A 26,266-nucleotide genomic window follows, 5' to 3' on the forward strand; every position below is an offset into this window, starting at 1 on the left:
TTATGAATATATTCACATAATTAATATTATGGAATGCCAGTTCCGGGATTTATAAGAATTAAACCAGCATAGTCAGCATTGCGTGTGATATCAATATTAAAGTCGACAACATGTTAAACCCGGTAAACTCAAACAGTGCTATTCCTATACCCGCTCCAAGAAACATTGAGGAAATAAGGTATGCAAGTGTCCTTATGCCAAAAAATAAAATTATGCCTGTAACCAGTGCAATAATTGGAGCATAGACACTTTGCGAAATGGTTATGCCCGCGGTGGAATAATGCAACAGATATGGATATAAAAATGCAACAAATTTTGCACCAAATACAAATCCAATTATTATTCCTATTACAGTTTCAATATCGTTTTTCAACCTGATATATTTTTTAATGTCCATTAAAGCTTATAAATAAATTCGCTGTTTAAATATTTCGATTTTGCTGTTTTAATTTTCTATATATATACATATATATTATACTTTAATGTATAGTTTAGCTTATTTTTATATATAATAAAATGATACGGGCATATGGAAAATCAATTAAAATCAAACGCCATATCACTTCATGGATTAATTTTTCAGGGCATGGGGCAATTATCTCCATTATTTACATTTGACGGAATCATAAGTGTTGCAGCATTTGCTGAGGGGGCAAGCCCATTAGCTTTCCTTATAGGGTTAATTGCATCACTCCTCACCGGAAATACTCTTTACCAGTTTTCTAAAAGAACTGCAAGTGCAAGGGGTTATTATGGATATTCCGGATACTCATTGGGGAACCACGCAGGATTCATTACCAGTTACCTGTACCTTATATACCAGCTGGCAAATCTTATATTCATTCTCTCATTTTTTATAATGATATTCAATCCAGCTATTCTTTATCTTACGGGTGTAAAGGTACCATACTATTATGGAATTATACTGGTAATCGCTATCAGCATACCTTCATTTTATGCGATTTACAAAGGCATTGTCCCATCGTTTAAATCACAGATAATTATAAATGTGGTGGAGATAATATTTGTTGTTTCAATTTCTATTATAATTATAGTGACATCCAGGGACAACACCCTTTCGGTGTTTTCACCTATATCCGGATATAAGAACCTGTTCCTGGGGTTCATAACAGGAAGTTTTCTTGCATATACTGGATATGGTTCTATTGTACCACTTGGCGAAGAGGCACAGGCCCCGAGAAAAAATATAGGTATTGCAATAGTAGCTATGCTGTTGATCATCGGGGTGCTTGACCTTCTAATTTCCTATGCACTGGTAGTAGGATTCGGCCTTAGCAACATGTCCAGTTTTTCAGACACCGTTATTCCTGCATTTATTGTCATAAAATCACATATCGGGCTATATACTTCCATGTTCTTCTTAGCTTTCAACTTTTTTATAATTTACACGCTGTTCAATACAATAGGCACGGCTATAACACGGAACATATATTCTATGGCACGTGACGGTTACCTGCCACCTGCATTTTCAAAATTAAATAAGCATAACGCGCCGCAAAATGCACTTTTCCTCCTGCTCGGAATTTTTATCGCTGTAGGTGGAATTTCAACCTATGTATTTTACAGTTCATTCAATGTAAATGGATTTTTGAACCAGTTTATATTCTATGCAACCATAAGCACACTTGCTACATTAATCATCCACATGATTGTGAATTCCGGGCTATCAAAGGTTCATAAAAATTTTACATTTGATATTTTAATCCCATCAGTCTCAACAATTATAATACTTATTGCTCTGTATTACGCCATTTCTACCCTGGCATTTCCATTCACATACGCACTTATTATTATGGCATTGTACATAATTATTGTAGTAGTTATGGACCTATCATTAAAAGGAAAAATGAAAAATATAAACTTTAATTCAGCTGTTGATAAATAAAATTATTTCTTCTTTATTATATTTATTATAGATTCTGTATCCATTACTGTCGTTACAGCAGACATAGATTTAAGTGAAATTTCATGCATTTCCTTGCTATGGGAAGAACATGAATCTGATGCGACTACAGTGTAATAACCATGGTTTATAGCATCTCTGACACTTGATTCCACTCCAATCTCTGTAGCAATTCCTGTGAATACCAGGGTAGTTATTCCTGCACCCTTAAGCATATTCTCAACATTGGTTCCGGTAAATACGCTGGCAGTATGTTTATTCAATACATAATCATCCTTTTCAGGAGCCAGTTCCCTGTATATTTCTGCATCTTCGGACCCGGGGGCCATAAATACAGGAAGTTTTGACGGGTCATCAACACCGAATCTTTTCATATAGCTGTATATGTTGGAAGGGGCCATGTATTTGAATGGAAGCGGCGTTATCTTTGTATACAAAACCGCTACGCCATGTTCTCTGGATGTGGCTGTTAATTTCTTTACATTAGAAACGAATTCATCTTTGTTGAATATATTCTTTACCAGCCCGTTCTGAATATCCCAGTTCACAAGCATGGTATGTGCAGGGTCAAGTATCTCCTCCATATTCTCATAGATCTGTTTATTTCCTATAGTTTTCATGCATCTACATTTTTTTATTATATATTGTTTTTATGTCTTCTTCAAAATTATTGCTATTGTGTATTAAGTCCTCCTCCAGTTCAGTTTTCAACCGCCTGGCGATGGCCGGAGCCATTCCATCTGTGCTTATAGATAATGTTAGATTGCCAATTATGGTACTGGCCACCATCATTATATCTGAATTCCTATGGTTGCTGAGATCATCATGCAAAATTCCTAATTTCCTGCACTCTATTGATATCTTCCTGTTTAATCCCTGATTACTGGTGGCACATATGACAAGAAAATAGTTCTCTGTAATATCATCAATTCTTATTTCCCTTTCAATGATATTTATCTTCCCCCCTTTGCCCAGGGTTCTTATATACTCTGTCACTTCCGGTGCAATTACAGAAATTTCCGGAGATTCTTTTATAAGTTTTTTTATTTTCGCTTCTGCAATTTTTCCACCTCCTGCAAATAATACCTTTTTCCCAGTAATTTTAATATTGAATATCATGAACAGGTATGGATAAGTTGCAATTGAAATTAACTATTGTTATCCACTTATTATAAGGCATGGCGGAAGTACATACTTGCTATACACCCTGTAATCGCAGAAAGTTAATGGTTGAAGATATAACATCCCCTTCCTGAAGTCATAAATACCCGGGTGATGAAGGAAGACAATATGGGCTTTCATATAACTACATATGCTGAGTTAATGTAATCTTTGTCTTTAAAGAATTTGAATTTTATATAGTTATGTGCGCTCAGATTTATTAAATGAGACTGAACCACCTGCCATAGCATTCTTATAGGTTGCAATAAGAAAAGTATTATTATTAAACATTATTCAGTTATATGCTTAATGAAAATGAAACAAATGTTTTGAAATATGTCCGGGAACTTGCAGAAACAAAAATCAAGCCAAGAGCCCGGGAAATAGACGAAAAAATGGAAGTTCCCGAAGATATTATACAGGCCATGAGGGATATGGGACTGTTTGCATCATATATACCTGAAAAATACGGTGGATACGGCCTTAGCTTTCCATTCCTTGTCAATGTTATTGAAACAATATCTGAAGCATGCCCCAGTACTGCCCTTGTCCTTGACGGAGCCCTGACCCTATTTGCAGAACCACTGATAATGTTTGGAAGCGAGGAGCTGAATAAAAAATATTTAACAGAGATAGCAAAGGGTGCAGTTGGCGGCCTTGCAATAACAGAACCCGGGTCTGGAAGCGATGCAGCATCCATATCTACAAGGGCTGAAAAATGTGAAGGCGGGTATAAAATTACCGGAACCAAGACCTTTATTTCCAATGGCAGGATAGCAAAATTCTTTGTGATGGATGCTTCTACAGATAAATCAAAGGGGTACAAAGGAATTACCACATTTGTTGTTGACGGCAATGCCCCTGGATTAGAAATTAGCAGGGATATACATAAGATGGGCATCAGGGGTTCCAGTACCGTTGAGTTGAATTTCCATGAAGTTTTTGTTCCTGAATCAAATATTGTCGGTGAATATAACAAGGGTTTTTCAGTAATAATGGACACGCTGGATGCCGGAAGGATTGGAATAGCAGCCCAGGCACTGGGAATAGCCAGATCTGCGTTCCATGAAGCACTTGAATATATAAACACAAGAAAACAGTTCAACAAAAAAATCATTGATTTCCAGGGCATCCAGTTTATGATAGCAGAAATGGAAAGCAGGATAAAGGCTTCTGATCTGCTTATCAGGGAAGCTGCAGAGAAATGGCAGAACCATGAGGATACCGTGGAGCTCTCATCCATTGCAAAGATGTATGCCTCTGATACCGCAGTATATGTGGCAGAAAGGTCACTGCAGCTATTCGGTGGATATGGTTATACTACAGATTTCAATGCTGAAAGGCATATGCGTGATGCAAAAATTACACAGATATATGAAGGAACCAACGAAATTCAGAAAATAATTATATCCCGGGAAATAATGAAAAATTTATAAAGTTTTTATATGTCAGAAACATTGAAGGATAATGTTAATCGGGCAGAAAATTATATTTTCCTATAAAGGCCAGGAATATGCCGGAACCTATATAAGTTCCGGAAAAAATACAATAACAGTTAAACTGGGAAGTGGCTACAATATTACAGTGGATGCCAGTTCAATTGAAATTAAAAAAGAATACTCCATGGAAAAAGGGGATAAACCTGGAGCTGAAACCAAAAATTCAGGTTGTGGGGAAAATGGAGTATGTATACTTACAACAGGGGGAACAATAGCAAGCTCGGTGGATTACACTACCGGAGCCGTAAAACCTGTTAAGGACATATCATATTTATATAATTTTGTTAATAATATTAGTCAGTTCAAACTTTACCATGAAAGCATAGACAATATACTCAGTGAGAATGTTAACGCAGAAAAATGGGTACAGTTTGCAAGGAAGGCAAGGGATGCAATGAAAAAGGGTAACTCAGTTATAATATTCCATGGAACAGATACCATGCAGTACTCCGCTTCCGCATTATCATTTATGTTTGAGGAGCAGACGGAGCCCATTATATTTACTGGCAGCCAGAGAAGTTCTGACAGGCCAAGCAGTGATGCATTTCTTAATATAGAGGGTTCAATACACTTTGCATCCACGGATATGGGGGAAGTTGGAATTGCAATGCATACAGATACATCTGATGATTCTATTTCCCTTTACCGTGCAACAAGGGCCAGGAAAATGCACACAAGCAGCCGTGATGCGTTTAAATCAATCAGCGAACCGCCATTGGGGTTATACGCAGATGGAAAAGTCAAAGAAATTAAAAATATAAGGCATAAATCGGACAGCATAATTTTAAAAGACAGGCTTGATAAAAATATAGGGCTCATATATTTCTATCCTGGCATGGCAGAAGAGGATTTTTATAACCTATCATACAACAAAAAGGCAGTTATTATTATGGGAACCGGCCTGGGGCACACATCTACCGGAATTATAGATGTAATAAGAAAATTATCCCGGGAAACCCATTTCTTTATGACCTCACAGTGTATTTACGGAAATGTAAATATGAATGTTTATTCCACTGGCAGGGAACTGATAGATGCAGGAGTAATCCCGCTGCAGAATATGCTTGCGGAAACTGCCATGGTTAAAGCAATGTACCTTTCTGCCAATTATCCTGATAATTTTGTTGAACTGATGCAGAAGAACCTCCGGGGAGAATTCGAAGATACGGTGAAGTGATAGAAATGAAGATAGGTCTAGAAATACATTTTCAGCTGGGTGGCAATAAATTGTTCTGTTCGTGCAGTACCGAAGGCACAGAGTTAAATGAATCATTTACCAGAAAATTAACACCGGTTATGGGGGAGCTTGGAAAACTCGATACTGCTGTAGAATATGAAACCATACGAAACAGGAATTTCTTATACAGGGCAAGCTCAAATTCATGCCTTGTAGAAAAGGATGAAGAACCACCCCATCCTGTAAATCCGGATGCATTAAAAACTACTATTGCAATTTCAAAGGCTTTACACTGTAAAGTTCTGGATTACACATCATTTATGAGGAAAATAGTGGTTGATGGTTCAAACACATCAGGCTTTCAGAGAACCGGCATTGTGGGCATGGACGGCTACGTAAAAACTTCCAGGGGGAATGTTAGGATATCTACAATAACACTTGAGGAGGATGCGTGCAGAAAGCTTTCTGAAAAAGAGGGTGTTGTGGAATATTCCCTTGACAGGCTGGGAATACCGCTTATTGAAATTTCAACAGAACCGGATATAATAGACCCGGACCACGCACTGGAAACTGCAAAGGCCATAGGGCATTATGTCATGTCAATGCAGAATTTCAGGGGAGAAGTAGACTCCATAAGGCAGGATGTCAATTTTTCCATGGGCTTCGGAAGGGTAGAAATAAAGGGAGTTTCGAAACTATCCTTTATAAAAGATACCATAGAATATGAAATTAAAAGGCAGAGTTCGCTCGAAGCCATATCACGGATACTGGCTGAAAAGCCCCATGAAATTGGAAACTTCATTGATATCACAGGAATGTTCACGAATACGGATTCATCAATGATTAAAAAATCAATAGCTTCTGGAAAATCTGTAATGTGCGCCAGAGTATCTGCATGCAATGGATTGATGAAACACGGAAATTATAAACTTGGAAGGGAATTTGCAGATGTTGCTAAGAATATGGGCCTGGGGGGATTAATGCACTCGGATGAGTTTCCGGCATATGGCCTTTCAGACGAAGAGCTCCACAGTATATATTCCACTGCTGGGAAGGGCGATAATGATGCTGTAATAGTGGTACTGGGAGAAAAATCACGTATTGAAAAGTTAAAGCCATTGCTTGATGAAAGGTTCGATAAAATACTGAAAATGCAGCTGGAGGAAACACGGTCAGCAACACCATCCGGGGAGACCCGGTATCTAAGGCCACTGGCAGGCAAGGAAAGGATGTATCCTGAGACAGATATTCCAGCTGTAAAAATAACAGAAGCAATAATGGAAAGCATAGAAAAACTGGTACCAAAATCACTCGAGGAAACCATGAATGAACTTACAAAGAAATTCAAGCTCTCACAGGTTGAAGCTGAGTCTTTAATAAATAATAATTTGCTTTCTCTATTTAAAGCACTGGCTGGCAATTTCGATAATCCACACATCTTATCCCGTATTCTGTTGCAAACCATTCCAGAATTGGAAAACAAAAAGGGCAAGAAACTTTCACAGGTGCAGATGGTTGATATATTTGGAAATCAGTATTTAGAAGCCAGGCAATTGCCGCAGTATCATAATACTGATAGCATACTGGAATTGTCCAGGAGAGAAAAATGGGATCGCAATACCTTTGAAACGGCTTTATCGCTTTACATAATAGATAATATACCTGTATCAGAACTGGAAAAACGGGAAGAACTAAAAATGTTAAATGATAATGAGATTAAAAAAATCCTGGACGAGCTGGTAAAGGATGGTAATGTCACACAGAAAAATGTAATTCCACTGTTCAGAGGGAAAACAAAACAATCTTTTAACCCATCTGATGTTATCAAAATATTTGTAACCATGCAAAATCAAAAATAAAAATTGTCATTTTTGTAGTGGTAAATGTTACTAATTAAAGAATTAAAAAGTAACTTTAACGATTTCAGAAATGCCGGAAATTACATATTTTCTTACCATTCGATATAATTAAATAGGCTGTAAAAATATAAGAGGGATGATATTAGGATATGCTTCCATTGTAATAACGATAATTATTCTGGTACTGGCTTTATACCTACTATTTAAAGTCCTTCCAACCATCGGTGGGAACAGGTATAAAAAAGGGGGAATAAAATTCAACAGGAAGGAAATAGCTAGGAACATTTCCCTGGAGGATAATCCTCCGGCCGAAGATGATTCCTATCTTCAACCATATGAAAGTGGTGAAGTTGCGGTGGAGTATGCAGAAGGGCATATTACTGTACAGTATTATGTTATAATATTCCTTTTTATCTTATTTGACATTGATATGCTTTTATTATTTCCATGGGCTTTTGATTTCTATGCCCTCGGCATAATACCATTCATTGAAACATTGATATTCATGGCTATGCCCCTGTTTGTTGTATTTTATGCATATAAAAAAGGTTACATGAGGTGGATGAAATGAAAACAGGAGATCTTGGAGTTAAAACTACCACTCTTGAAAAGGCTCTGCAATGGGGGAGGTCAAACTCATTATGGCCTTTGACTATGGGTCTTGCCTGCTGTGCTATAGAGATGATGGCAACACAGGCAGCTGACCTGGATATGGCAAGGTTCGGAAGTGAGATATTCAGGAACTCGCCAAGGCAATCAGACCTTATGATTGTAGCAGGTACAACTACAAAAAGAATGGCACCAAGGGTAAAAAGGATATATGAAGAAATGCCTTATCCAAAATATGTTATAGCAATGGGCGTGTGTGTTATACAGGGTGGCCCATATGTAGACGGTTATTCAGTTGTGCTCGGCGTAGATAAAGTTATTCCGGTAGATGTTTATGTTCCGGGCTGCCCTCCTTCTCCACAGGCACTTACCTACGGTTTGATTACCCTGCAGAAAAAGATTAGAAATGAGACTGATAGGTGAAAAAAATGTATAAAATCTTATCTGAGGAAACCGACAAATCTGGAATGAAGGTATTGAATATTGACAAATCTGACCTAGTTGAACTAATGGAAGATTATAAAGGCAAAGATTACTATCTTTCATCGATCACTGGCATAGATATGAAAGACCACCTTGAAGTTGTTTACCATATACATAATTTTGACCAGAATGATTATATCTGTGTAAAGGTGGCAACAGATGATGAAAAAGTTCCATCTTTAGTTAAACTATGGAAAGCTGCTGACTGGGATGAAAGGGAACAATACGACCTTATGGGCGTGATTTTTGAAGGCCATGAAAATCTAAGGAGGATACTGTTGCCTGAGGAATGGGTTGGCCATCCGCTCAGGAAGGATTACGACCTCAAAAAAGTTCAGTACGTTAGCATGGATAAGAGTGGAGCAGAGCACGTAAGCTTCGATGAAAAGGAGGGATGGTAGTGTCCCACTGGATAGAATTGAATGTGGGGCCTGTCCATCCATCTACACATGGCATATACAGATTCAGGGTAAAGTTAAATGAAGAAACTGTGGAAGATGTGGATATAACTATCGGGTATCTCCACAGAAATGCAGAAAAAATATGCGAATTAAGTTATTATGCAAATAATACAATATATTTTGACAGGATGGATTACATTGACGCAATGAACATGGAACTTGCCTATCTCAGGGCTGCTGAAACTCTGATGGGCATGGAAGTCCCTGAAAGGGCCCAGTGGATCAGAATGATCATGGCTGAATTGAGCCGTATTGCGGCGAGGATGGTCGGCATAGGCGCACTTGGATTAGATCTTGGAATGCTTACGCCGTTCTTCCACACATTCCATGAAAGGGAAAAAATCCAGAATATTTTTGTAGAAGCTTCAGGGGGCAGGCAGGAAGTAAACTACATGAGCATAGGCGGAGTTTACCAGGATTTTAACGATACAATTATTGAAGAAATCAAAGAATTTATTTCAGGGTTCAAGGGTAAGCTTGAAGAAATAGTAAAAATGTACCTGGACAGTGAAGTATTCTGGCAGAGGAACCAGGGAACAGGCATACTTGAACCTGAAGTCGCACTTGATTATGGTGTTACTGGACCAATGCTAAGGGCATCCGGAATAGCATACGACGTCAGGAAAGATTCACCATATTTATTTTACGATAAGGTGAATTTCGATGTTCCCGTAACAAATACCAAGGATAATTTAGGAAGATTTCTCCTTAAGGCTGAGGAATTAAGACAGTCGATTAAAATAATTGAACAATGCCTTGCTAAACTGCCAGACGGCCCATTTTTCAACCCGAAGGCCAAAAAATCAGCAATGCTTCTACTAAAAGGGCAGGGCGATGTTTTTACGCGGGTTGAATCAGAAAGTGGAGAATACGGCGTGTTCATACGTGGAGATGGTGGATTAAAACCATACAGGATTCACGCCAGAAGCCCATCTTTTAAGAATCTGGCAGTTGTCCCTGTAATGGCACGCGGCGGCCTTATTGCAGACCTGATCGCTACTATTGCCTCAACAGATGCTGTAGCCGGTGAGGTGGATAGATGAGCTTACTATTAAGGATACATCAATGGCTTTCGTTTCTGGGCTATGATGCATCATTTGGATTAGCATACCTGATCCAGACTATAGTCGTTATAGTTTTTGTTGGTATTTCCTTTGTTGCCTTAATTTACATATTCAGAAAATACATGGCAAGAATACAGAGGAGGGTAGGCCCAAACAGGGTTGGTAAATTCGGGCTGCTGCAGTTAATCGCAGATTTATTTAAACTGCTTGGCAAGGAATCTATAATGCCTGCAAAGAGGGATGACCTTGCATATAAGCTGGCTCCAGCAATAGTAATTATTGGAACAATACTGGCTTTCATCCTGCTGCCATATGGCGACCTTGCCTATTTCGGGTCCATTGCAGTTACACATTCCAGAGTTACACTTATACTGATGTTCGGTCTGCTATCTATTTTGCCTATCGGTGAGATACTTGCAGGAATAAGCACAAAAAGCAACTATGCCCTTCTAGGAACTATGAGGGGAGTGGCTAAAGATATATCGTTTGAAATTCCCATGATGATAAGCGTACTGGCAATAGTTATGATAACATCAAGGTCATATGTTACCGGAACAGCCATAACCGGCGGATTAAGCCTCTCCGGAATCGTTTCAAATGAAGTTATACCATATGGTATAATTGAACCTCTGGGATTGCTTATTTTCTACATATCCATGGTAGCAAGGGCATCAATGTCCCCCTTCGATATGGGAGAAAGCGACAGCGAACTAATTTCAGGGTATACAACTGAATATTCGGGTATGAGATTCGGATTATTCTATGTTGGATTATTCGGAATGGTTTACCTTACATCATTCATTATATCAATTCTCTATCTCGGTGGTGCCAATGGCCCATATGAATCCTACGTCGGATTTTTCTACCTGTTAATAAAAACAGTTATACTGGTATTGATAGCATTCGTGGTATGGGTTACCCTTCCCAGAATAAGGATAGACAGGTTTGTCAATCTCGGGTGGAAATATCTTCTTCCACTTTCCATGGCCAATCTGGTCTATGCAGGGTTATTTGTGTTATATATTAGGTGATAAATATGGTTGCAACAGTTAAAGAAATAAAAATGCCGAAAAAGCCGATACCGGTAGTTGGTTCCCTCAAATCCATGCTAAACATGGGTAAATATGTGTTCACGAAGCCAGTTACCACTCAATATCCGGAAGACAAAGGCAAAATTCCAGAAAGATTCCGTTTCCGTATATTCCTTGTACCGGAAGCATGTGTGGGATGTACATTATGTTCAAAAATATGCCCTAACCATAGCATAAAAATGGAGCACTGGGATCTTGACAGAACCGGGTTAGAAGATAACGTTGTCCAGACAGCCAGGGGAGACAGAAAAAATTTGCAGAATAAAAGGAATATATATCCTGATGTAAATTTCGGGACATGCACGGTATGCAGGCAATGTGAGGAAATATGCCCCACAGATGCCATATATCTGACACACCAGTTTGAAGATGCAAGGACAAGGAACAGCTTTACATATTCACCGGAAGAATTAACAATGCAGGAGGAGGATGTTATAAAATGATAGATACCATCATATTCTTCATCCTGGCTGCCATAGCTGTAATAATGGCATTAAGTGCCATAAGCACAAAGAACCTCATACATTCATCAATATTCCTTCTTATACTCCTGTTAATGTTTTCAATAATATTCATCTTTCTGGGTCTGAGTTTTGTCGGGAGTATAGAATTGCTGGTATATGCAGGTGCTGTAGTCATGTTAATTGTTTTCGTTTTAATGCTGACCGGAGGTAAGGACGTTGAAGAATAAGGCACAGAAAATTGCTGCAATCGTGTTTATCATTGTAATTGGAATTAATCTGCTCACCATTAACAAAAGCTTTGCCATAAAGCCACAGGATATAACAGACATAGGCACACTCTTATTTTCTACCTACATAGTGCCATTTGAATTGCTTTCTGTCCTGCTGGTTGCATCAATAATTGGAGTAATGTATATAGTCGAGGATGATGAAAAATGAATATAATTTACATACTATTTCTTTCAATGATACTGTTTACCATAGGAATCTATGGAGTTACCACCTCGAAGGTTGGAATGAAGGTTATCATATCGCTGGAGATTGTCTTAAACGCGGCCCTTCTGGATGTTGTTGGTGTAGCCACCCTATATTATTCAACATCTGTGGTGGTATTTGCACTATTCGTAATCGCAATAGGAGTCATAGAAAGCACAGTTGGCATAGCTATATTTACTTTAATCTCTAAAAAATACGGGAAAATCAATATTTCATTGTTGAGGGATATCAAATGGTAAGCATATACTACTTCATATTCCTTCTTCCATTATTCGGATTTCCACTTGAATATATTATAGGAAAATACAGGCTTAAATATTCTGGAATTTTCAGCAGCGTGATGGTTCTTGGCTCGCTCATACTGGTTATTCTCGCATATTTATACCTGCTGCACCATAATTTTATTTATTCACACTATACGTGGTTTTATAATATAGATGTGGGTATTTATATAAGCCATCTTACGGTAATAATGGCAATGATGGTGGCTTTCATGTCGCTTATGATTACATTATTTGCCATGTTCTACATGAAGGACGATCCCAGGAAAAATATATACTTTTCAGAAACGTCACTTTTTATAGCGGGAATGCTTGGCCTGGTTGTTTCATCAAACCTCGTCCTCTTTTTCCTGTTCTGGGAAATAGTTGGATTATGTTCTTACCTCCTTATTGGCTTCTGGTTTTTCAAGCCCAATGCCGCCGCAGCTGCGAAGAAAGCATTTATTGTCACACGTGTCGGCGATCTTCTATTTATTATTGGCATGGGTGTACTATTTGCAAAACTGGTAAATATAGTGCCAGCAGGAACAAGCCCCCTGAGTATACCATATCTAATTGACAATGCACAATCTATAGCATCAGCCATAGGGCCAGATGTACTTGCACTTGCAACAATATTATTCCTTGCAGGGGCAGTTGCCAAATCAGCGCAATTTCCATTGCATGTCTGGCTGCCAGATTCTATGGAAGGCCCAACCACCGTCTCAGCATTAATACATGCTGCTACAATGGTAACTGCTGGAGTTTATCTGGTTGCAAGGCTATTTCCACTATTCTACTATTCTGCATCCTTTTCATTATATGCAGTTGCTATAATAGGATCATTCACTGCATTCTACGCAGGAATACTGGCAATAGTTGTAAACGACATCAAAAGAGTTATTGCATATTCAACTATCAGCGAGCTTGGCTATATGATGGCTGCTATTGGATTGGGCGGCGTAATTGGATATTCCGGAGTAACATTCGGAATGTACCATCTTGTAGTCCACGCCGTATTCAAGGCATTGCTGTTCATGTCAGCGGGCGTTATACTGGTAATGTTGATGGAATTAAGGAATATAAAAGACATGGGAGGCCTGTTCAGGAAAATGCCGGTTACTGCTATATTGATGCTCATCGGTGTAGTGACACTTGCGGCTATTCCACCCACAGCAGGATACTTCTCAAGGGACCAGATAATCTCCGGTGCATATGAATACTTTGTAAATTCAGGGAACATAATACCATGGCTTTTACTGGTGTTCGGTGAAATTCTTACCGCAATATATGCATTCAGGCTGTACTTCCTGGTGTTCGCCGGGAAACCAAGATCAAAACTGGCGGAAAAGGCGCACGATCCAAAACTAATATATTTAGTTCCATTGATGGTTTTAGCCTTCCTTTCACTGACACTTGGAATCATCCAGAAGCCATTCTATACATTCCTGGATAGTTCGGTTAAGATTTACTCCCCGCCATTTATAATAGCTGCAATACCTGTGATATTTTCTTTTCTTGGAATAGCTATAGCATATGCAATATACCGTTACAATGTAAAAGGATATACAAATATAACTAAAAACCCGCTTTATAAAATAATTAAGAATAAATTCTATTTTGACTGGCTTTACACGGAAATTATTTCCGAGCGGATTATATTGCCAATTTCATACCTGATCGGTGTTGCAGAGAGAAAATTTAATGACAGGATAGATTCAGCAGGGAAGGATATATCTGACATAGGCACAGACTTCAGGAAAATAGAAACAGGTGATATTCCATTCTATGTGGCTTTCCTGATAATCGGCATGATAGTTATTTTCGCCATAATAGAACTCATAGGGGTGATCTAAATGATACTACTTTATTTCTTTATACTATTCTTTATACTAACCGGCTTAAGCTTCTTCGCAGGAAAGCATTCAAAATCAGTTTCACTGGTTTCACTGGGCATACTCACAGTGTTTTTCATTATATATTCAATATTCGATTTCAGGAATTATACCGGAGGAGTAATATCATATTATAATGTGCTATTAACGAGTTTCAGCACCAGCGGAATCACTATCAATATTAATTTCTCCCTTGGATTAACCGGATTCTCTGATCTCCTTGTCATCATTGCACTGTTAATTACTATGTTCTCGATCCTAATGGGAAGCAAATCACACGGAGCTTATTTCTACGGCCTTTTCATGGCAGCAGGGTTCGGACTGGCAGGACTATTCATGGTACGCAATTTCCTGTTCTTCTATATTTTCTGGGAAGTTGTCCTGATACCGGTATTCTTCATTATAGGGAAGTATGGTACAGGAAATAAGGAGAAAAGTTCGTTGAAATTCTTCATATATACGCATATTGGTTCACTGTTTCTGCTGCTCTCTATTTTTACCCTTTCTACTTACTACTTCCTGAAAACCAGCATATTTACATTTCAGATTGGTGACCTTATGAATGTGGCTTTCATAATTGGCATTCCAACATATGCTTTCTATTTTATACTATTCGGGTTTCTTCTGGCTTTCCTGATAAAATTGCCAACGTTCCCGCTGCATGTATGGCTTCCAGATGCATATTACGATGCACCCTATTCCGGAACTATAATGCTTTCTGGAGGGCTTGTGGCAATGGGTGGATATGGCCTGCTGGGCATATTATACCCTATAGCCGGGCTCTTCCCAAAATATCTCGTATATTTTATAATATTTCTGGGGCTTATAAGCATAATATACTTCGCATTTTCTGCCCTGTTCCAGCCAGACCTTAAAAGGATGGCAGCCTATGGAAGCGCTGCGGAGATGTCGTTTATAACTATTGCATTTGGAACTGCTTTGCTGTCAACTGGCTATGTGAGAACGCTTGATCTGGCTGGTGGAATGTACCAGATAATTGCACATACATTCGTTGCGGCACTTATTTTTGCCTCACTTTCACTGGTTTATAAAAGGACAGGAACATCGAGGATCTATGAGCTCGGAGGCCTGAATAGGGAACTGCCAATCCTATCATCTTTCCTGCTGGTCGGTATGCTGGCATCGCTTGGACTACCTTCTCTTGCAGGCTTTATCGGGGAATTTTCAGTTACCATATCCGCATTCCAGAGCATAGGCCTTTATACTCTGTTTATTGTACTTGGGCTTATTGTCATTGCAGCATTTCTCATATGGGCAGCACAGAGAACCATATTTGGATATTTCAACGAGAGGCTTGGGCGGCTCAGGGATGTAAATAAACAGGAGTTTCTCATACTGTTTTTCATTATGGTATGTACCATCTTCCTCGGCGTATATCCAACACTATTCTTTAAGATACTGACGGCATATGCTTCTCATCTGGGGGGATTAATATGAATTATGAATACCTTTACGCACTAATTTTACTGGGGCTTGCGGGCTTTATAACACTGGCAGCTGGCATTAAAACGGATAATAAAAAAATACTCGGCGGGTTTACATTTATAATAATGATAGTTGCATTTTTTATAATACTGTTCCAGGTTAAAAATTACAGCATATCATCGCTGAACATATCATCATTCGATTCATACTGGGCTTTAATATTCCTGGTATCTATAATGGTTATAATTATACCATCAATGAACGATATTAAGAAGAGATTTGATGTTTATTATGCTATATTGCTATTCACAGCACTATCAATGATCATAGCTGCATTCACCTACAATCTTATAATACTGTTCATTTCATTCGAAGGAGTAAGCATTGCAACATACATCTTAACGGCATACAACAAGACAAAAAGGAATCTTGAAGCATCATTAAAATATTTCATGGTTAGCACAGTTGGGACATCTTTCAATATTATGGGTATCGCATTTTTCTATCTTTCTACAAGAACTTTCAACCTCAACGCTATTACCACAATAGATTTTAACAGGTCTCTTTTGCTTGCACTGGTTTTTATAACTATAGGATTTGGATTCAAAATTGCCATATTCCCAATGCAACAGTGGGCAATAGATACATACGATGGGGCACCCAATTCCGTTTCTGCTTTTCTTTCCACAGGAGGCAAGTTAGTTGCATATATGATACTATTAAAATTCCTCTTCCTTGGTTTTATACCTGATTACAATTATGTGTTCTTCTTCTTCGCAATACTTGCAATACTTACAATGACATACGGCAATCTGGCAGCCCTGATGGAAAACAATCTTAAACGTATACTGGCATATTCAAGTATAGCGCAGGCGGGGTATATGATACTGGTATTTGCCCTGATTGGATATTCATATTATCCTGCTGTGCTTGTATCAAAGGAGATATTTGTGAAGTTTGCAATAGCATCGGCAATGTTCTACGCCTTAGCATATATATTCATGAAGGCAGGGCCATTCATAGCAATGAGCCTGTTTAAAAATGATAAGGTGATGATAGGCGATATTGCAGGGCTGGCAAAAAAATCCAGATATACTGCCCTATTCCTGGCAATAATGCTTCTGTCACTGGCTGGTGTACCGCTTACCGGTGGTTTTATTGCGAAATATTTCCTGTTCTTCACACTGATTATCGGAAATCTGTGGTGGCTCGCTGTAATAGCTATAATTAACAGCGCAATTTCCATATTCTATTATTTCAGGATAATCATATATTCATACAGGAAGGAAGGGGACAATGATTTCAATATGGCCCCTGGAATCAAGTATAGTGTAATTATAATGGGGCTGGCTACACTGGGGCTGGGTGTTTCATTTGCACTGTATACATACCTTGTTGGAATAGCTATAATATGAGGTGATAGGATGAACACAGAAGATGTAATAGAAATATTTAAGACATCACTGGTAAACGGTGATGTAAATAATGCTTATAAGATAGTGGAGAGAAACAGGAAGATATACACCAAAAGGGGGTTAAAAACCGCTGAAGAATTCATGCAGTACCTTATCGATGCCTTAAAGGGAGACAAAACTCCAGATGATTTATATAACATTTTTTCCGATGAGAAATACAATATATTTCCGTATATACACGATTATAAGGGATATGTATTCAACCTGGTTGATACTATATTGTATTCTATAAATAGGTACAATATAAAATATCCATCCTTCGATGGGAAGAGGTGCGGTGAGATATGAATTATCTGAATTGCTTTAACAATATAAATACTGCAGATGAAGCCGCGGAGGCCATACATTGCATCCAGAAATGCGGGGAAACGGTACTATATAATGATAAGGAAAAACGCCTGGTGTTATGGCGGGAAGCCTATGATAAAAGCCCGGAAGAACATATGATAAAGATCAGCAAATTGCTAAAAATAGATTCAAGGGAAAGCTATGAGGTGGCAGATAAAACATATAATTTAACAATGTATTAACTGTATTCTACCTCAGTTTTGTATCCCATGTTTTTGTATTTCTCCAGAATTTCATCCAGCTTTTTTTGATCAAAATATTTCTCGCTAAAGTTAAGGGATGCTACTTTCTTTTCCTTATTTATTATGACAAAGCCTATAGTTTTGTCTTCCGGCATAATCTCATCAGTCCTTGCATAGCTTTCAATAAATTCTTCAAGGCTCTCATCAGGCAATGGTGAGGTAAGAACCTCTATCAAGTCCTCGAAGGAATCTTCAAATTTCGAAGCAAGAACGCAAATCGTCGAAGGGTGTGTTTCACTCATTTTCAGGTTATACATCACGCAGGTTACCATAATTATCGGTATGTAATTGTATTACTTTATATTTTTATTTCGTTTTCTTAATTGCAAAATTTCTCGAGGTTCGTGGTCACATTAGATGCATTGTACCCATCCGGTTGGAATAGGTATTCAATGCAAAGGAATATTATTGCACATTGGCCCACAAAATATTCTTACGTGCAACTGTAAATATAATAAAAATGTGATGAAATCACGGTATCGTAGTTCTAAATATAAACGAGAGTAACGCCACAAATTTTATGGGTTTATATATTTGCAACAGCGTATTATGCCGGAACCACAGTTTTTGTTCCCATTGATTGTATTATTATGTTGGTAAACAGGTGTTCAATCCCTGCTACAAATTGAATTTTTGTTAATACATTGTATAAGTCTTCCTGGTTTTTTGAATAACCTCTGAGAATCAGATCATATTCACCTGTGATCATATCAACAGAATAGACTTCATTAATTTTCATCAATTTTCTTGCAATTGTTTCAGAGTTTGTTGCGTTAAATATTCTAACCATGGTTATAAATGAAATATTATATCCAAATTTTGCCATGTCTATATTGCATGTAAACTGTTTAATAATACCACGTTCAAGCATACCTGTAATTTTTTTCTTTACAGTGGGTTCAGAAATACCAGTTTGAGCTGCTATCTCTCGTACTGTAATTCTTGTATTTTTAATCAACATTTTAATGATGGTTTTATCCAGTTTTGAAATCTCATACTCCATGTAATATAAATTCATTTTAGTTTAAATAATTTGCTAATAATTTTCATAATATAAACATTAAGCTTATGAATTTCAATAAAAAATTAAATTATTATCGTATAAATTTTCGATTATATTAAATACCTCCTGACATTAATTTTTTATGGATAATTCGAGTAGCCTTAACAAAAATTCAGTCGGAACAGGCGGGCTAGTTTTTCAAGCTATGGGACAACTATCGCCAATAGGCATCTTTGGTGGGTCAATATTAGGAGCCGCCGCATTTGCTCTGGGAGCCACGCCCCTTTCTTTTATAATCGGTCTCCTTGCATCACTTCTTGCGGGGAATTCCATATATCAGTATTCAAAGAAAATGGCAAGTGCACGTGGTTATTATGGTTATATAGGGGATGGTCTTGGCATGAGCGCAGGATCACTTGCAGCATTTCTCTACATATTATATGAATTTGCGAATCTGCTTTTTATACTTAGCTATTATGTTCTCACCTTTTCCCCTACATTGGGATTTGTAAGTGGTTTATCCATTCCGGACTATTACAGCTATCTATATATAATACTGATCTCAATACCAGCTTTTTACGTGGTTTACAGGGGAATAAAACTTTCTTATAAATCTCAGATAGTTGCAAATATGATACAGATTATTTTCGTGATTACAATATCCATCGCTATAATCGTCTTTTCACCTAAAATAGGCTTATTGCCATTTACAGCGTATCATGTAGGTATCAAGGGTGTGTTTTTAGGTTTCATAACCGGGAGCTACCTTTCATTTGCAGGGTTCGGGTCAATAGTCCCGCTTGGTGAGGAAGCGAGAGCCGGAAGAAAATCCATAGGCAAGGCAGTTCTGTATATAATTCTCATTATGGGTGCTATTTACCTGTTAGGTTCTTACGCAATGGTAGCAGGCTGGGGAATTAATGCTATGGCTTCATTCAGCAACAGTATTTATCCTGGATTTATTATAGTGGGCAAATTCGGGCATCTCCCTACTGATATATTTTTTATTCTCAATTTTTTCGTTGTATACCCGCTCTTTGTTACCATGGGAACTGCACTATCAAGAAATCTCTACGCTATGGCAAAAGATAACATGCTTCCACATGGGCTTTCTGCAATACATAATACTAACCGGTCTCCACATGTAGCCCTGGGATACATTCTTGTAATATTCACTGGGCTTTCACTGGTTTCGTCCATTATATTTTTCTATGCCGAGAAAGGATTCTTCAACGGGTTTTTTGACGATTTCCTGTTCTTCGCTGCAGTAAGTACAATCACCACGCTTGTAATACATGTAATGGTCAATTTTTCACTTTACTCTAAATTCAGGAAAGAAAGGGAATACAGCGCAGTGAAAGTATCAACACATGTACTTCTACCAACAATATCAACCATAATAATAGTACTGGCCATATATTATTCTGTGGTTTCACTGACTTTCCCAATTGCCTATGGACCAATAATAATTCTGACATACGGCATAATAGCACTTGCCTACATATTTATAAAGAAAAAGGATATTTTAAAAATACACATAAAGGAGGATTTATATGAATAAGGAAAAAATAAGGGAATTATTTTATAATCTGGATAATGTCAACCATCTTGCAGCCTGCTCTAAATCACCTATGCTTAAGACTGTTAAGTCCAGCATGGAAAATTATATGAAAGATGTAATAGAGTTGGGGAACCCGTGGAATTTATGGACTGAAAAAGTGGAGAAAGCCCGCGAACTCTTTGCACAGCTCATCCACGCAGATAAAAAAGACATCGCTGCACTGTATTCCGTATCATCGGCGTTGAATTCAATTATGAGTTCCATGGAATTCTCAAACCGCAATGAAATTGTAACTTCAGACATGGAATTCCCAACAACGAATTTTGCGTTGTATGGATATTCGAAATTCGGCGCTAAAATAAAAACCATAAAGAGCAGTGGCAATACAATTGACATAGATAATTATAATGGCGCTATTAATAAAAATACATTGATGACAACGGCCATACACGTATCATCCCTTAACGGGTTCAGGCAGGATGTAGGAAAAATAGCCAGCATTGCACATGAGAATGGCTCATATATCTATGTGGACGATTATCAATCTCTTGGTGGTGTAAATATAGATGTCAAAAAATCAAAGATAGATTTTCTTGCATCCGGGAACCTCAAATGGCTTCTCGGTGTATCCGGTGTTGCATTTCTCTATGTCAATCCGGAGATAGTTGAAACGTTGAAACCTGCAAACATTGGATGGTTTTCCCAGAAAAATCCATTTGAGTTTGGTGCTGAATCCTTGAATTATGCTGAAGGAGCGAGGAGATTTGAAAATGGAACATGGGCAATTCCTTCCATATATGCATCAATTGAAGGGATGAAAGCAATACTTGATTATTATGATTACATAGAAAAAGAAGACAGGAAGTTGTTTCAGCATGCAATTGATTCGCTGGAGAGGAATGGAATACCAACTATAACACCGGATGAAGCTGCAAATATAATAGCCATACCGATGAAAAATCCCGGCGATGCAGAAGCAATGTTAAAGAAAAAATACAAAATTATAACATCTGCAAGGGGGGATTCGCTCAGGATCGCACCTCACTTTTATAACACAGAGGAAGAGATAAGTGAAGCCATAGAAAAAATAAAATTCCAGTTTTTTAAATGATTGCATTTTTATATGCAATTAGTTTTTAATATAGTTATACAGACAAGTTGCATGCCAGCCCATGAAAGCGAATTGGATCTTAAAAACAACTAAAATTATGCATAAAAAATTTTAACAGCCAGAATCTGTTTTACAAGAAATTGATTATATGTTCAGACAGGGGAGTGGCTATATCAATGGCAACATCGTTTCTATTTATTTCAGCTATAGACGTGTTAAAAAGTATCTGCATGTATTCAATTGTTCGAATTTTCGGGATAAATTGTGTAATGACAAGATGTTTTTTCTCTATCTGAAAATAAGTGGTATCAATGTATATTCCACGTGACCCGGCCTTTTCCATTACCTTTCCCAGAATAGGATTATTTATTGTAATCCAGTAAAAATTCCCATCCCCGGGAATTTTCTCTATGCCAGGAAGCAATTCTAAGGGTTTCTCAGATATAACTGCCATCCTGAATTGCTTTTTATCAATATAATCTGTTACGAGCCTGCCTATTGATCCTGATGATTCCAGATTATCCATTAATTTTCTATCATCATGCGCATCCCTGTGTATTCTGAATCTAATTACACTTAAAGGGCGTATTTTAGAGAAATTAAGTAAAGTTGCCAGGGCACCGCTGGAAGGGTGAATCGATACATCAGCTACCAGTTTACTTCCAGAAGTTACCGGAATAAAGGCATCGGTAACATTTTTTGAATACCTGTGCATATAGGAAAAAACTATATTCAACATGCCGTCGGATAAGTATGGACGGTGCATCATAACAGTAGGGATTGAATTTAAACTGGAAATGAATTCAAAAATTATGGGGAATTTCAATTTTTCCGTTATTGAGAAATAATTATCTATTTGCTGGAAAGCATCCGGATTAGGAACAAGCATGTGTTCAAAGGATTTATCTACAAATGTTTTTATGTATACATCATCTCCTTCTTTCCTGAAGAACAGTGTATAATCCTTGCCAAGGAGCTTAAGGTTCTGTGTCATAAACGAGTCAATATTTAGCTTAATGTGGCATTCCATATCATTTATACCGGTGGTTTCTGAAATCAACATAATAAAGTATTATATAATTCTATAAAAATATTTCATATGAACTTGACTTTACAACTATTTAAAATATTTTTCCTGAAAATAATTGAAATTACAGTGTTGTAACAATATTATTATGTGGGTACACTAATAATTCATATATTTTATTTCTATTTTATTCTATATTTCAGGTATTTCTAATGATTATTACAATGCAAATATTTATTAATGTGGGTACACTATATTATTGATGGTATATTACACATTCAAACGATCGGGGAAGAACAGGTATCTGGTGCTGAGGTGGAAGAAAAGGATAAATGGCGTGCCTACAATAGTTAAGGAGATCAGCGTTGGCACAGCTGAGAACCTTGCAAAGATGCTTGAGGACAGCATGGAAAATATTATGCTGAAAAGCTACAGTGCAGGTTCTGCACTTGCTTCACTTTATATGGATAAGGCACTGGGCTTAAGGGATATTGTTAACAATGCAATGGGCCATAAGGGAAATGGAATGTCCCCTGGAGATTATTTGCTGTTATTTATTATGAACAGGCTATCAGAACCATGCTCCAAGAATAGTATAGGGAAATGGATGAAAAGGAATTATGCATCCATAATATTCCCTGAAGCATCCTCACAGGATTTCTGGAATATAATGGACAGGTTTGCTGATAAGAATATAAAGAATATAATGGATAGGGTAAGGGATAGAATTATGGAAATGGGGTATAATACAGGAGATATATTCTTTGATGCATCCAATATGTACACATTCATGGAGGAGAACAGCATAGCCAAGAAGGGGCATAATAAGAAGCACAGGTATGATTTAAATCAGGTATCATACTATATAGCTTCAACATACGACTACATACCACTGTATGGAGAAGCCTACCCTGGCAATATTCATGATTCCAGAACATTTGAAAATATTGTAAAGAATATACCTGAAGATTCAACGCTTATATTTGACAGGGGCTACAATTCAAAGGATAATATTGATATGATTTCTAACAGAAGGTACATAGGTGCATTGAAACAATCAGACAACCATAGCATAATGGAGATCAATGTAAAGGAAGATTCGTATATTGAATTAATAAGGAATGTTTACGGGAAAGACCATAGAATTATACTGTACCATTCAAAATCACTGGAAACAAGAAAGAAAAACAAGTTTATGAAGCATCTGGCAAAGGTAATGGTGAAAGCAAAGAAGATTATTGATTCAGGTGATTCAGATTCCATGGAGAAAGCAAGAATATACCTGGAATCAGAGCACCTGAATGAAACAATACTATTGCCATCACTGGAGATTGACGGTGAAAGGATGGAATACCGTATATCAATGATGGGAAAGAATGCAATATTCACAAATATTATAGATAAGGATGCAGAAAGCATAGTAGAATTGTATAAAAAGAGGGCAAGGGTAGAGCACTGCTTCAGGACAATAAATGCAAAGGGCATTGCATTTCCACTAAACCACTGGACACCACAGAAGATAAAGGTGCATATGTTCTTCTCATTGATGGCATACTTGTTTTTAGCATTAATTTATAATGAAATACATAGGAATAGCAAAACAGCTTCATTAATATCTACTATTGATTACCTAAAAGATATCAATATCAATTATGCCATTAAGGGGAAGATAGTAACAACTAAAATAGAATGCAAATCGGATATTGCAGTGCTGATAAAGGATACTATGGAATTTGAAAAACTGGCAAAGTATTAGTGCACCCACAGAAGATTATTTAGAGAATATTGAAAAAGCTTAGTCTATGGCAAATAAAAATTATATGGATGTAAAGTCAAGATGAAATTATATAATACATCACATAATTATATCAATACAATTATGAAATTATTAATTTTAGTAGTTTTAGAAATCATATGTATAATTATCTTTAACTCCGTTATTTGCCCTTTCCAGTTCCAATTGTTTTAATTCCTTCCGCTTTATTTTGCCACTGATAGTTTTAGGCAATTCATCTGTGAATTCTATTACTCTCGGGCACTTGTAGGCTGGAAGAAGAGTTTTTACTGTACTATGTATAGATTTCGCTGTTTCTTCACTTTTTACATATCCATCTTTTAATATTACAAAGGCTTTGATCTTTTCGTATTTCATAGAATCTGGAATACCGATTACAGCAGACTCTAGAACAGCCTCATTTTTTATTATTGCACTTTCCACTTCAAATGGGCCTACCCTGTAATCGGACGTTTTGATCACATCATCTGTCCTGCTAATAAAGTAGAAATATCCATTATCGTCAAAATATGCCTTGTCACCTGTTAAATAATAGCCATTCACGAAAACCGATGCATCCTTTTCCCTGTCCGAATATCCAAGGAAAAGGCCATATGTTCCCGAGTAATCGCCCACAGCTATATTTCCTATGTTTAACGGGTGGGTTATCAAATTCATATCATCATCCACAAGCACTAGGTTGTAAGATTTTAAAGGTTTTCCCATTGAACCCGGTACCGGTTCTTCTCCTGCCAGGTTGGCAACCATAGCTGTTGATTCACTCTGCCCGTAAAAATCCCTTATTACAGTTCCATAGCGTTCTTTCCACTTGTTTATTACTTCGCCATTGAGTGGCTCACCCGCACTCACGGTTTCCTTTAAATGCTTCAGTTCAATATTTAAATTTTTTAATGAGATGAACTGCCTCCATGCAGTAGGCGGTGCACAGAATGTGTTAACCTTATATCTGTCTATCAATTCCAGATACCTGGAAGAATTCAACCTGCCCCTGTAATCTATGGAAAGTACAGTGGCACCTGCACACAGTGGCGCAAAAAAAGAACTCCATGCGAATTTTGCCCATCCGGGAGAACTGAGATTGTTGTGAATATACTCTGGCCTTATTCCTATTGCAGTAACGGTGCTTAACTGGCCTATGGGGTATAAAATCGAGCTATGCCTTACTGCCTTTGGCATGCCTGTAGTACCTGAGGTAAAATACTTAATGAATAAATCATCCTTTCCAAGTTCCGCGGGTTCAGCATTTATCTCCATTTTGTATATTTCATCAAAGCTTATCCAGCCCTCCCTATTTCCTATTACCAGTTTTAAAGCTTCTGTGTTAAGTACATGTTCCAATTTTTCAGCGCTTGCCTCATCTGATATTATTACATCCGGGCTATCCTGGGAAAACCTGTAATTCAGCTCATACTCGGTTAAATTCGCTGCCGTCGGGATAACAATGAAGCCGGCTTTCAGTGCCCCCATCATTACAACCCACTGTTCAGGGATAGAGCCTGCCATAATGTATACACTTGAACCCTTATTTATGCCCTCTGCCCTGAGAAAATTAATAAACTGGTTATAGCTTTCATATAGTTTTCTGTATGATATTCTTCTCTCCTCGCCTGTGCCCTCATTAATATATATTATTGCATCTTTATCATTTCCGGCAAATAATTTTTCAAAAATTTCCGATACCCAGTTAAATGGTTCGTTAATTTTCAGGGATTTTAATTCTCCCAGCATTGTATTCCTCCCTTTTGAATTGGAAAAAATAAATTTCTTATAAAAATCAATAAACTCCATAAATATGTAACATGCAAAAAAATATAAA

The 26,266-nt window shown here is 37.5% G+C and carries 28 protein-coding genes; 21 read left to right on the forward strand and 7 right to left on the reverse strand.

Annotated elements, in window-relative coordinates; translation table 11 throughout:
• Window positions 1–58: 58 nt before the first annotated feature.
• Window positions 59–397: a hypothetical protein gene (locus FACI_RS08125; protein ID WP_009887669.1), complete on the reverse strand. Its 339-nt coding sequence runs from the start codon at window positions 395–397 to the stop codon at window positions 59–61.
• A 132-nt stretch (window positions 398–529) separates the two neighbouring features.
• Between FACI_RS08125 and FACI_RS08130 the strand changes: the two genes are divergently transcribed.
• Complete coding sequence (locus tag FACI_RS08130; protein WP_009887670.1) at window positions 530–1,906, forward strand: APC family permease; 1,377 nt, start codon at window positions 530–532, stop codon at window positions 1,904–1,906.
• Window positions 1,907–1,908: 2 nt separating this feature from the next.
• On the opposite strand, the gene FACI_RS08135 is transcribed toward FACI_RS08130, so the two are convergent.
• Both FACI_RS08135 and FACI_RS08140 read right to left on the reverse strand, forming a co-directional pair.
• Complete coding sequence (locus FACI_RS08135) at window positions 1,909–2,544, reverse strand: isochorismatase family cysteine hydrolase (protein ID WP_009887671.1); 636 nt, start codon at window positions 2,542–2,544, stop codon at window positions 1,909–1,911.
• A 4-nt stretch (window positions 2,545–2,548) separates the two neighbouring features.
• Window positions 2,549–3,043 (reverse strand): precorrin-2 dehydrogenase/sirohydrochlorin ferrochelatase family protein, encoded by a 495-nt coding sequence (locus FACI_RS08140; RefSeq protein ID WP_009887672.1) that lies wholly within the window; start codon window positions 3,041–3,043, stop codon window positions 2,549–2,551.
• 344 nt (window positions 3,044–3,387) lie between these two features.
• Between FACI_RS08140 and FACI_RS08145 the strand changes: the two genes are divergently transcribed.
• The 17 genes from FACI_RS08145 (at window position 3,388) to FACI_RS08225 (ending at window position 17,893) form a co-directional block, all read left to right on the forward strand.
• Window positions 3,388–4,521, forward strand: a complete 1,134-nt coding sequence (locus tag FACI_RS08145) for an acyl-CoA dehydrogenase family protein (RefSeq protein WP_009887673.1) — start codon at window positions 3,388–3,390, stop codon at window positions 4,519–4,521.
• 31 nt (window positions 4,522–4,552) lie between these two features.
• Window positions 4,553–5,761 carry a Glu-tRNA(Gln) amidotransferase subunit GatD gene (gene gatD / locus FACI_RS08150; RefSeq protein ID WP_009887674.1) on the forward strand — a complete coding sequence of 403 codons (1,209 nt, stop codon included), beginning with the start codon at window positions 4,553–4,555 and terminating at the stop codon, window positions 5,759–5,761.
• Between the two features lie 5 nt (window positions 5,762–5,766).
• Window positions 5,767–7,620, forward strand: a complete 1,854-nt coding sequence (gatE, locus tag FACI_RS08155) for a Glu-tRNA(Gln) amidotransferase subunit GatE (protein ID WP_019841736.1) — start codon at window positions 5,767–5,769, stop codon at window positions 7,618–7,620.
• Window positions 7,621–7,756: 136 nt separating this feature from the next.
• Complete coding sequence (gene ndhC / locus FACI_RS08160) at window positions 7,757–8,191, forward strand: NADH-quinone oxidoreductase subunit A (RefSeq protein ID WP_009887676.1); 435 nt, start codon at window positions 7,757–7,759, stop codon at window positions 8,189–8,191.
• The gene (locus FACI_RS08165; protein ID WP_019841737.1) at window positions 8,188–8,652 is read left to right on the forward strand and encodes an NADH-quinone oxidoreductase subunit B; all 465 of its coding nucleotides are present in this window, start codon (window positions 8,188–8,190) and stop codon (window positions 8,650–8,652) included. The genes ndhC and FACI_RS08165 overlap by 4 nt, the downstream gene beginning before the upstream one ends.
• Window positions 8,653–8,657: 5 nt before the next feature.
• On the forward strand, window positions 8,658–9,113 hold the full coding sequence (locus FACI_RS08170; protein ID WP_009887678.1) for an NADH-quinone oxidoreductase subunit C: 456 nt from the start codon (window positions 8,658–8,660) through the stop codon (window positions 9,111–9,113).
• Entirely contained in the window at window positions 9,107–10,216 is a 1,110-nt protein-coding gene (locus tag FACI_RS08175) for an NADH-quinone oxidoreductase subunit D (protein ID WP_009887679.1), read from the forward strand. The genes FACI_RS08170 and FACI_RS08175 overlap by 7 nt, the downstream gene beginning before the upstream one ends.
• A complete protein-coding gene (locus FACI_RS08180; RefSeq protein ID WP_009887680.1) occupies window positions 10,213–11,268 on the forward strand; it encodes a complex I subunit 1/NuoH family protein in 1,056 nt (351 codons plus the stop codon). Before FACI_RS08175 ends, FACI_RS08180 begins: the two co-directional genes overlap by 4 nt.
• A gap of 5 nt (window positions 11,269–11,273) precedes the next feature.
• A complete protein-coding gene (gene nuoI, locus FACI_RS08185; protein ID WP_019841739.1) occupies window positions 11,274–11,771 on the forward strand; it encodes an NADH-quinone oxidoreductase subunit NuoI in 498 nt (165 codons plus the stop codon).
• Window positions 11,768–12,019 (forward strand): NADH-quinone oxidoreductase subunit J, encoded by a 252-nt coding sequence (locus FACI_RS10435; RefSeq protein WP_009887682.1) that lies wholly within the window; start codon window positions 11,768–11,770, stop codon window positions 12,017–12,019. Before nuoI ends, FACI_RS10435 begins: the two co-directional genes overlap by 4 nt.
• The gene (locus FACI_RS10440) at window positions 12,009–12,230 is read left to right on the forward strand and encodes an NADH-quinone oxidoreductase subunit J (protein WP_009887683.1); all 222 of its coding nucleotides are present in this window, start codon (window positions 12,009–12,011) and stop codon (window positions 12,228–12,230) included. The genes FACI_RS10435 and FACI_RS10440 overlap by 11 nt, the downstream gene beginning before the upstream one ends.
• On the forward strand, window positions 12,227–12,526 hold the full coding sequence (gene nuoK, locus FACI_RS08200; protein ID WP_009887684.1) for an NADH-quinone oxidoreductase subunit NuoK: 300 nt from the start codon (window positions 12,227–12,229) through the stop codon (window positions 12,524–12,526). Before FACI_RS10440 ends, nuoK begins: the two co-directional genes overlap by 4 nt.
• Window positions 12,520–14,403: an NADH-quinone oxidoreductase subunit 5 family protein gene (locus FACI_RS08205; RefSeq protein ID WP_009887685.1), complete on the forward strand. Its 1,884-nt coding sequence runs from the start codon at window positions 12,520–12,522 to the stop codon at window positions 14,401–14,403. The genes nuoK and FACI_RS08205 overlap by 7 nt, the downstream gene beginning before the upstream one ends.
• Window positions 14,404–15,900 carry an NADH-quinone oxidoreductase subunit M gene (locus tag FACI_RS08210; protein ID WP_009887686.1) on the forward strand — a complete coding sequence of 499 codons (1,497 nt, stop codon included), beginning with the start codon at window positions 14,404–14,406 and terminating at the stop codon, window positions 15,898–15,900.
• Complete coding sequence (gene nuoN / locus FACI_RS08215; protein ID WP_009887687.1) at window positions 15,897–17,303, forward strand: NADH-quinone oxidoreductase subunit NuoN; 1,407 nt, start codon at window positions 15,897–15,899, stop codon at window positions 17,301–17,303. Before FACI_RS08210 ends, nuoN begins: the two co-directional genes overlap by 4 nt.
• 9 nt (window positions 17,304–17,312) lie before the next feature.
• Window positions 17,313–17,651 carry a hypothetical protein gene (locus FACI_RS08220; RefSeq protein ID WP_009887688.1) on the forward strand — a complete coding sequence of 113 codons (339 nt, stop codon included), beginning with the start codon at window positions 17,313–17,315 and terminating at the stop codon, window positions 17,649–17,651.
• Complete coding sequence (locus tag FACI_RS08225; RefSeq protein WP_009887689.1) at window positions 17,648–17,893, forward strand: hypothetical protein; 246 nt, start codon at window positions 17,648–17,650, stop codon at window positions 17,891–17,893. Before FACI_RS08220 ends, FACI_RS08225 begins: the two co-directional genes overlap by 4 nt.
• On the opposite strand, the gene FACI_RS08230 is transcribed toward FACI_RS08225, so the two are convergent.
• Both FACI_RS08230 and FACI_RS08235 read right to left on the reverse strand, forming a co-directional pair.
• Window positions 17,890–18,225, reverse strand: a complete 336-nt coding sequence (locus tag FACI_RS08230; protein ID WP_019841741.1) for a TA0956 family protein — start codon at window positions 18,223–18,225, stop codon at window positions 17,890–17,892. The two genes, FACI_RS08225 and FACI_RS08230, sit on opposite strands and share 4 nt — an antisense overlap.
• A gap of 275 nt (window positions 18,226–18,500) precedes the next feature.
• Entirely contained in the window at window positions 18,501–18,956 is a 456-nt protein-coding gene (locus FACI_RS08235) for an Lrp/AsnC family transcriptional regulator (RefSeq protein ID WP_187288945.1), read from the reverse strand.
• A gap of 142 nt (window positions 18,957–19,098) precedes the next feature.
• Between FACI_RS08235 and FACI_RS08240 the strand changes: the two genes are divergently transcribed.
• Both FACI_RS08240 and FACI_RS08245 read left to right on the forward strand, forming a co-directional pair.
• Complete coding sequence (locus tag FACI_RS08240) at window positions 19,099–20,517, forward strand: APC family permease (protein ID WP_009887692.1); 1,419 nt, start codon at window positions 19,099–19,101, stop codon at window positions 20,515–20,517.
• Window positions 20,510–21,628, forward strand: coding sequence for an aminotransferase class V-fold PLP-dependent enzyme (locus FACI_RS08245; RefSeq protein ID WP_009887693.1), 1,119 nt, complete (start codon window positions 20,510–20,512; stop codon window positions 21,626–21,628). Before FACI_RS08240 ends, FACI_RS08245 begins: the two co-directional genes overlap by 8 nt.
• Before the next feature lie 130 nt (window positions 21,629–21,758).
• On the opposite strand, the gene FACI_RS08250 is transcribed toward FACI_RS08245, so the two are convergent.
• Entirely contained in the window at window positions 21,759–22,691 is a 933-nt protein-coding gene (locus tag FACI_RS08250; protein ID WP_009887694.1) for a hypothetical protein, read from the reverse strand.
• Window positions 22,692–22,917: 226 nt separating this feature from the next.
• Here FACI_RS08250 and FACI_RS08255 point away from each other — a divergent pair, with 226 nt between their 5' ends.
• Window positions 22,918–24,411, forward strand: a complete 1,494-nt coding sequence (locus FACI_RS08255) for an IS1634 family transposase (RefSeq protein ID WP_009887695.1) — start codon at window positions 22,918–22,920, stop codon at window positions 24,409–24,411.
• A gap of 147 nt (window positions 24,412–24,558) precedes the next feature.
• On the opposite strand, the gene FACI_RS08260 is transcribed toward FACI_RS08255, so the two are convergent.
• Entirely contained in the window at window positions 24,559–26,238 is a 1,680-nt protein-coding gene (locus FACI_RS08260; RefSeq protein WP_009887696.1) for an acyl-CoA synthetase, read from the reverse strand.
• Window positions 26,239–26,266: the final 28 nt, after the last annotated feature.

The sequence above is a fragment of the Ferroplasma acidarmanus Fer1 genome, assembly GCF_000152265.2.
GTDB classification, from domain to species: domain Archaea; phylum Thermoplasmatota; class Thermoplasmata; order Thermoplasmatales; family Thermoplasmataceae; genus Ferroplasma; species Ferroplasma acidiphilum.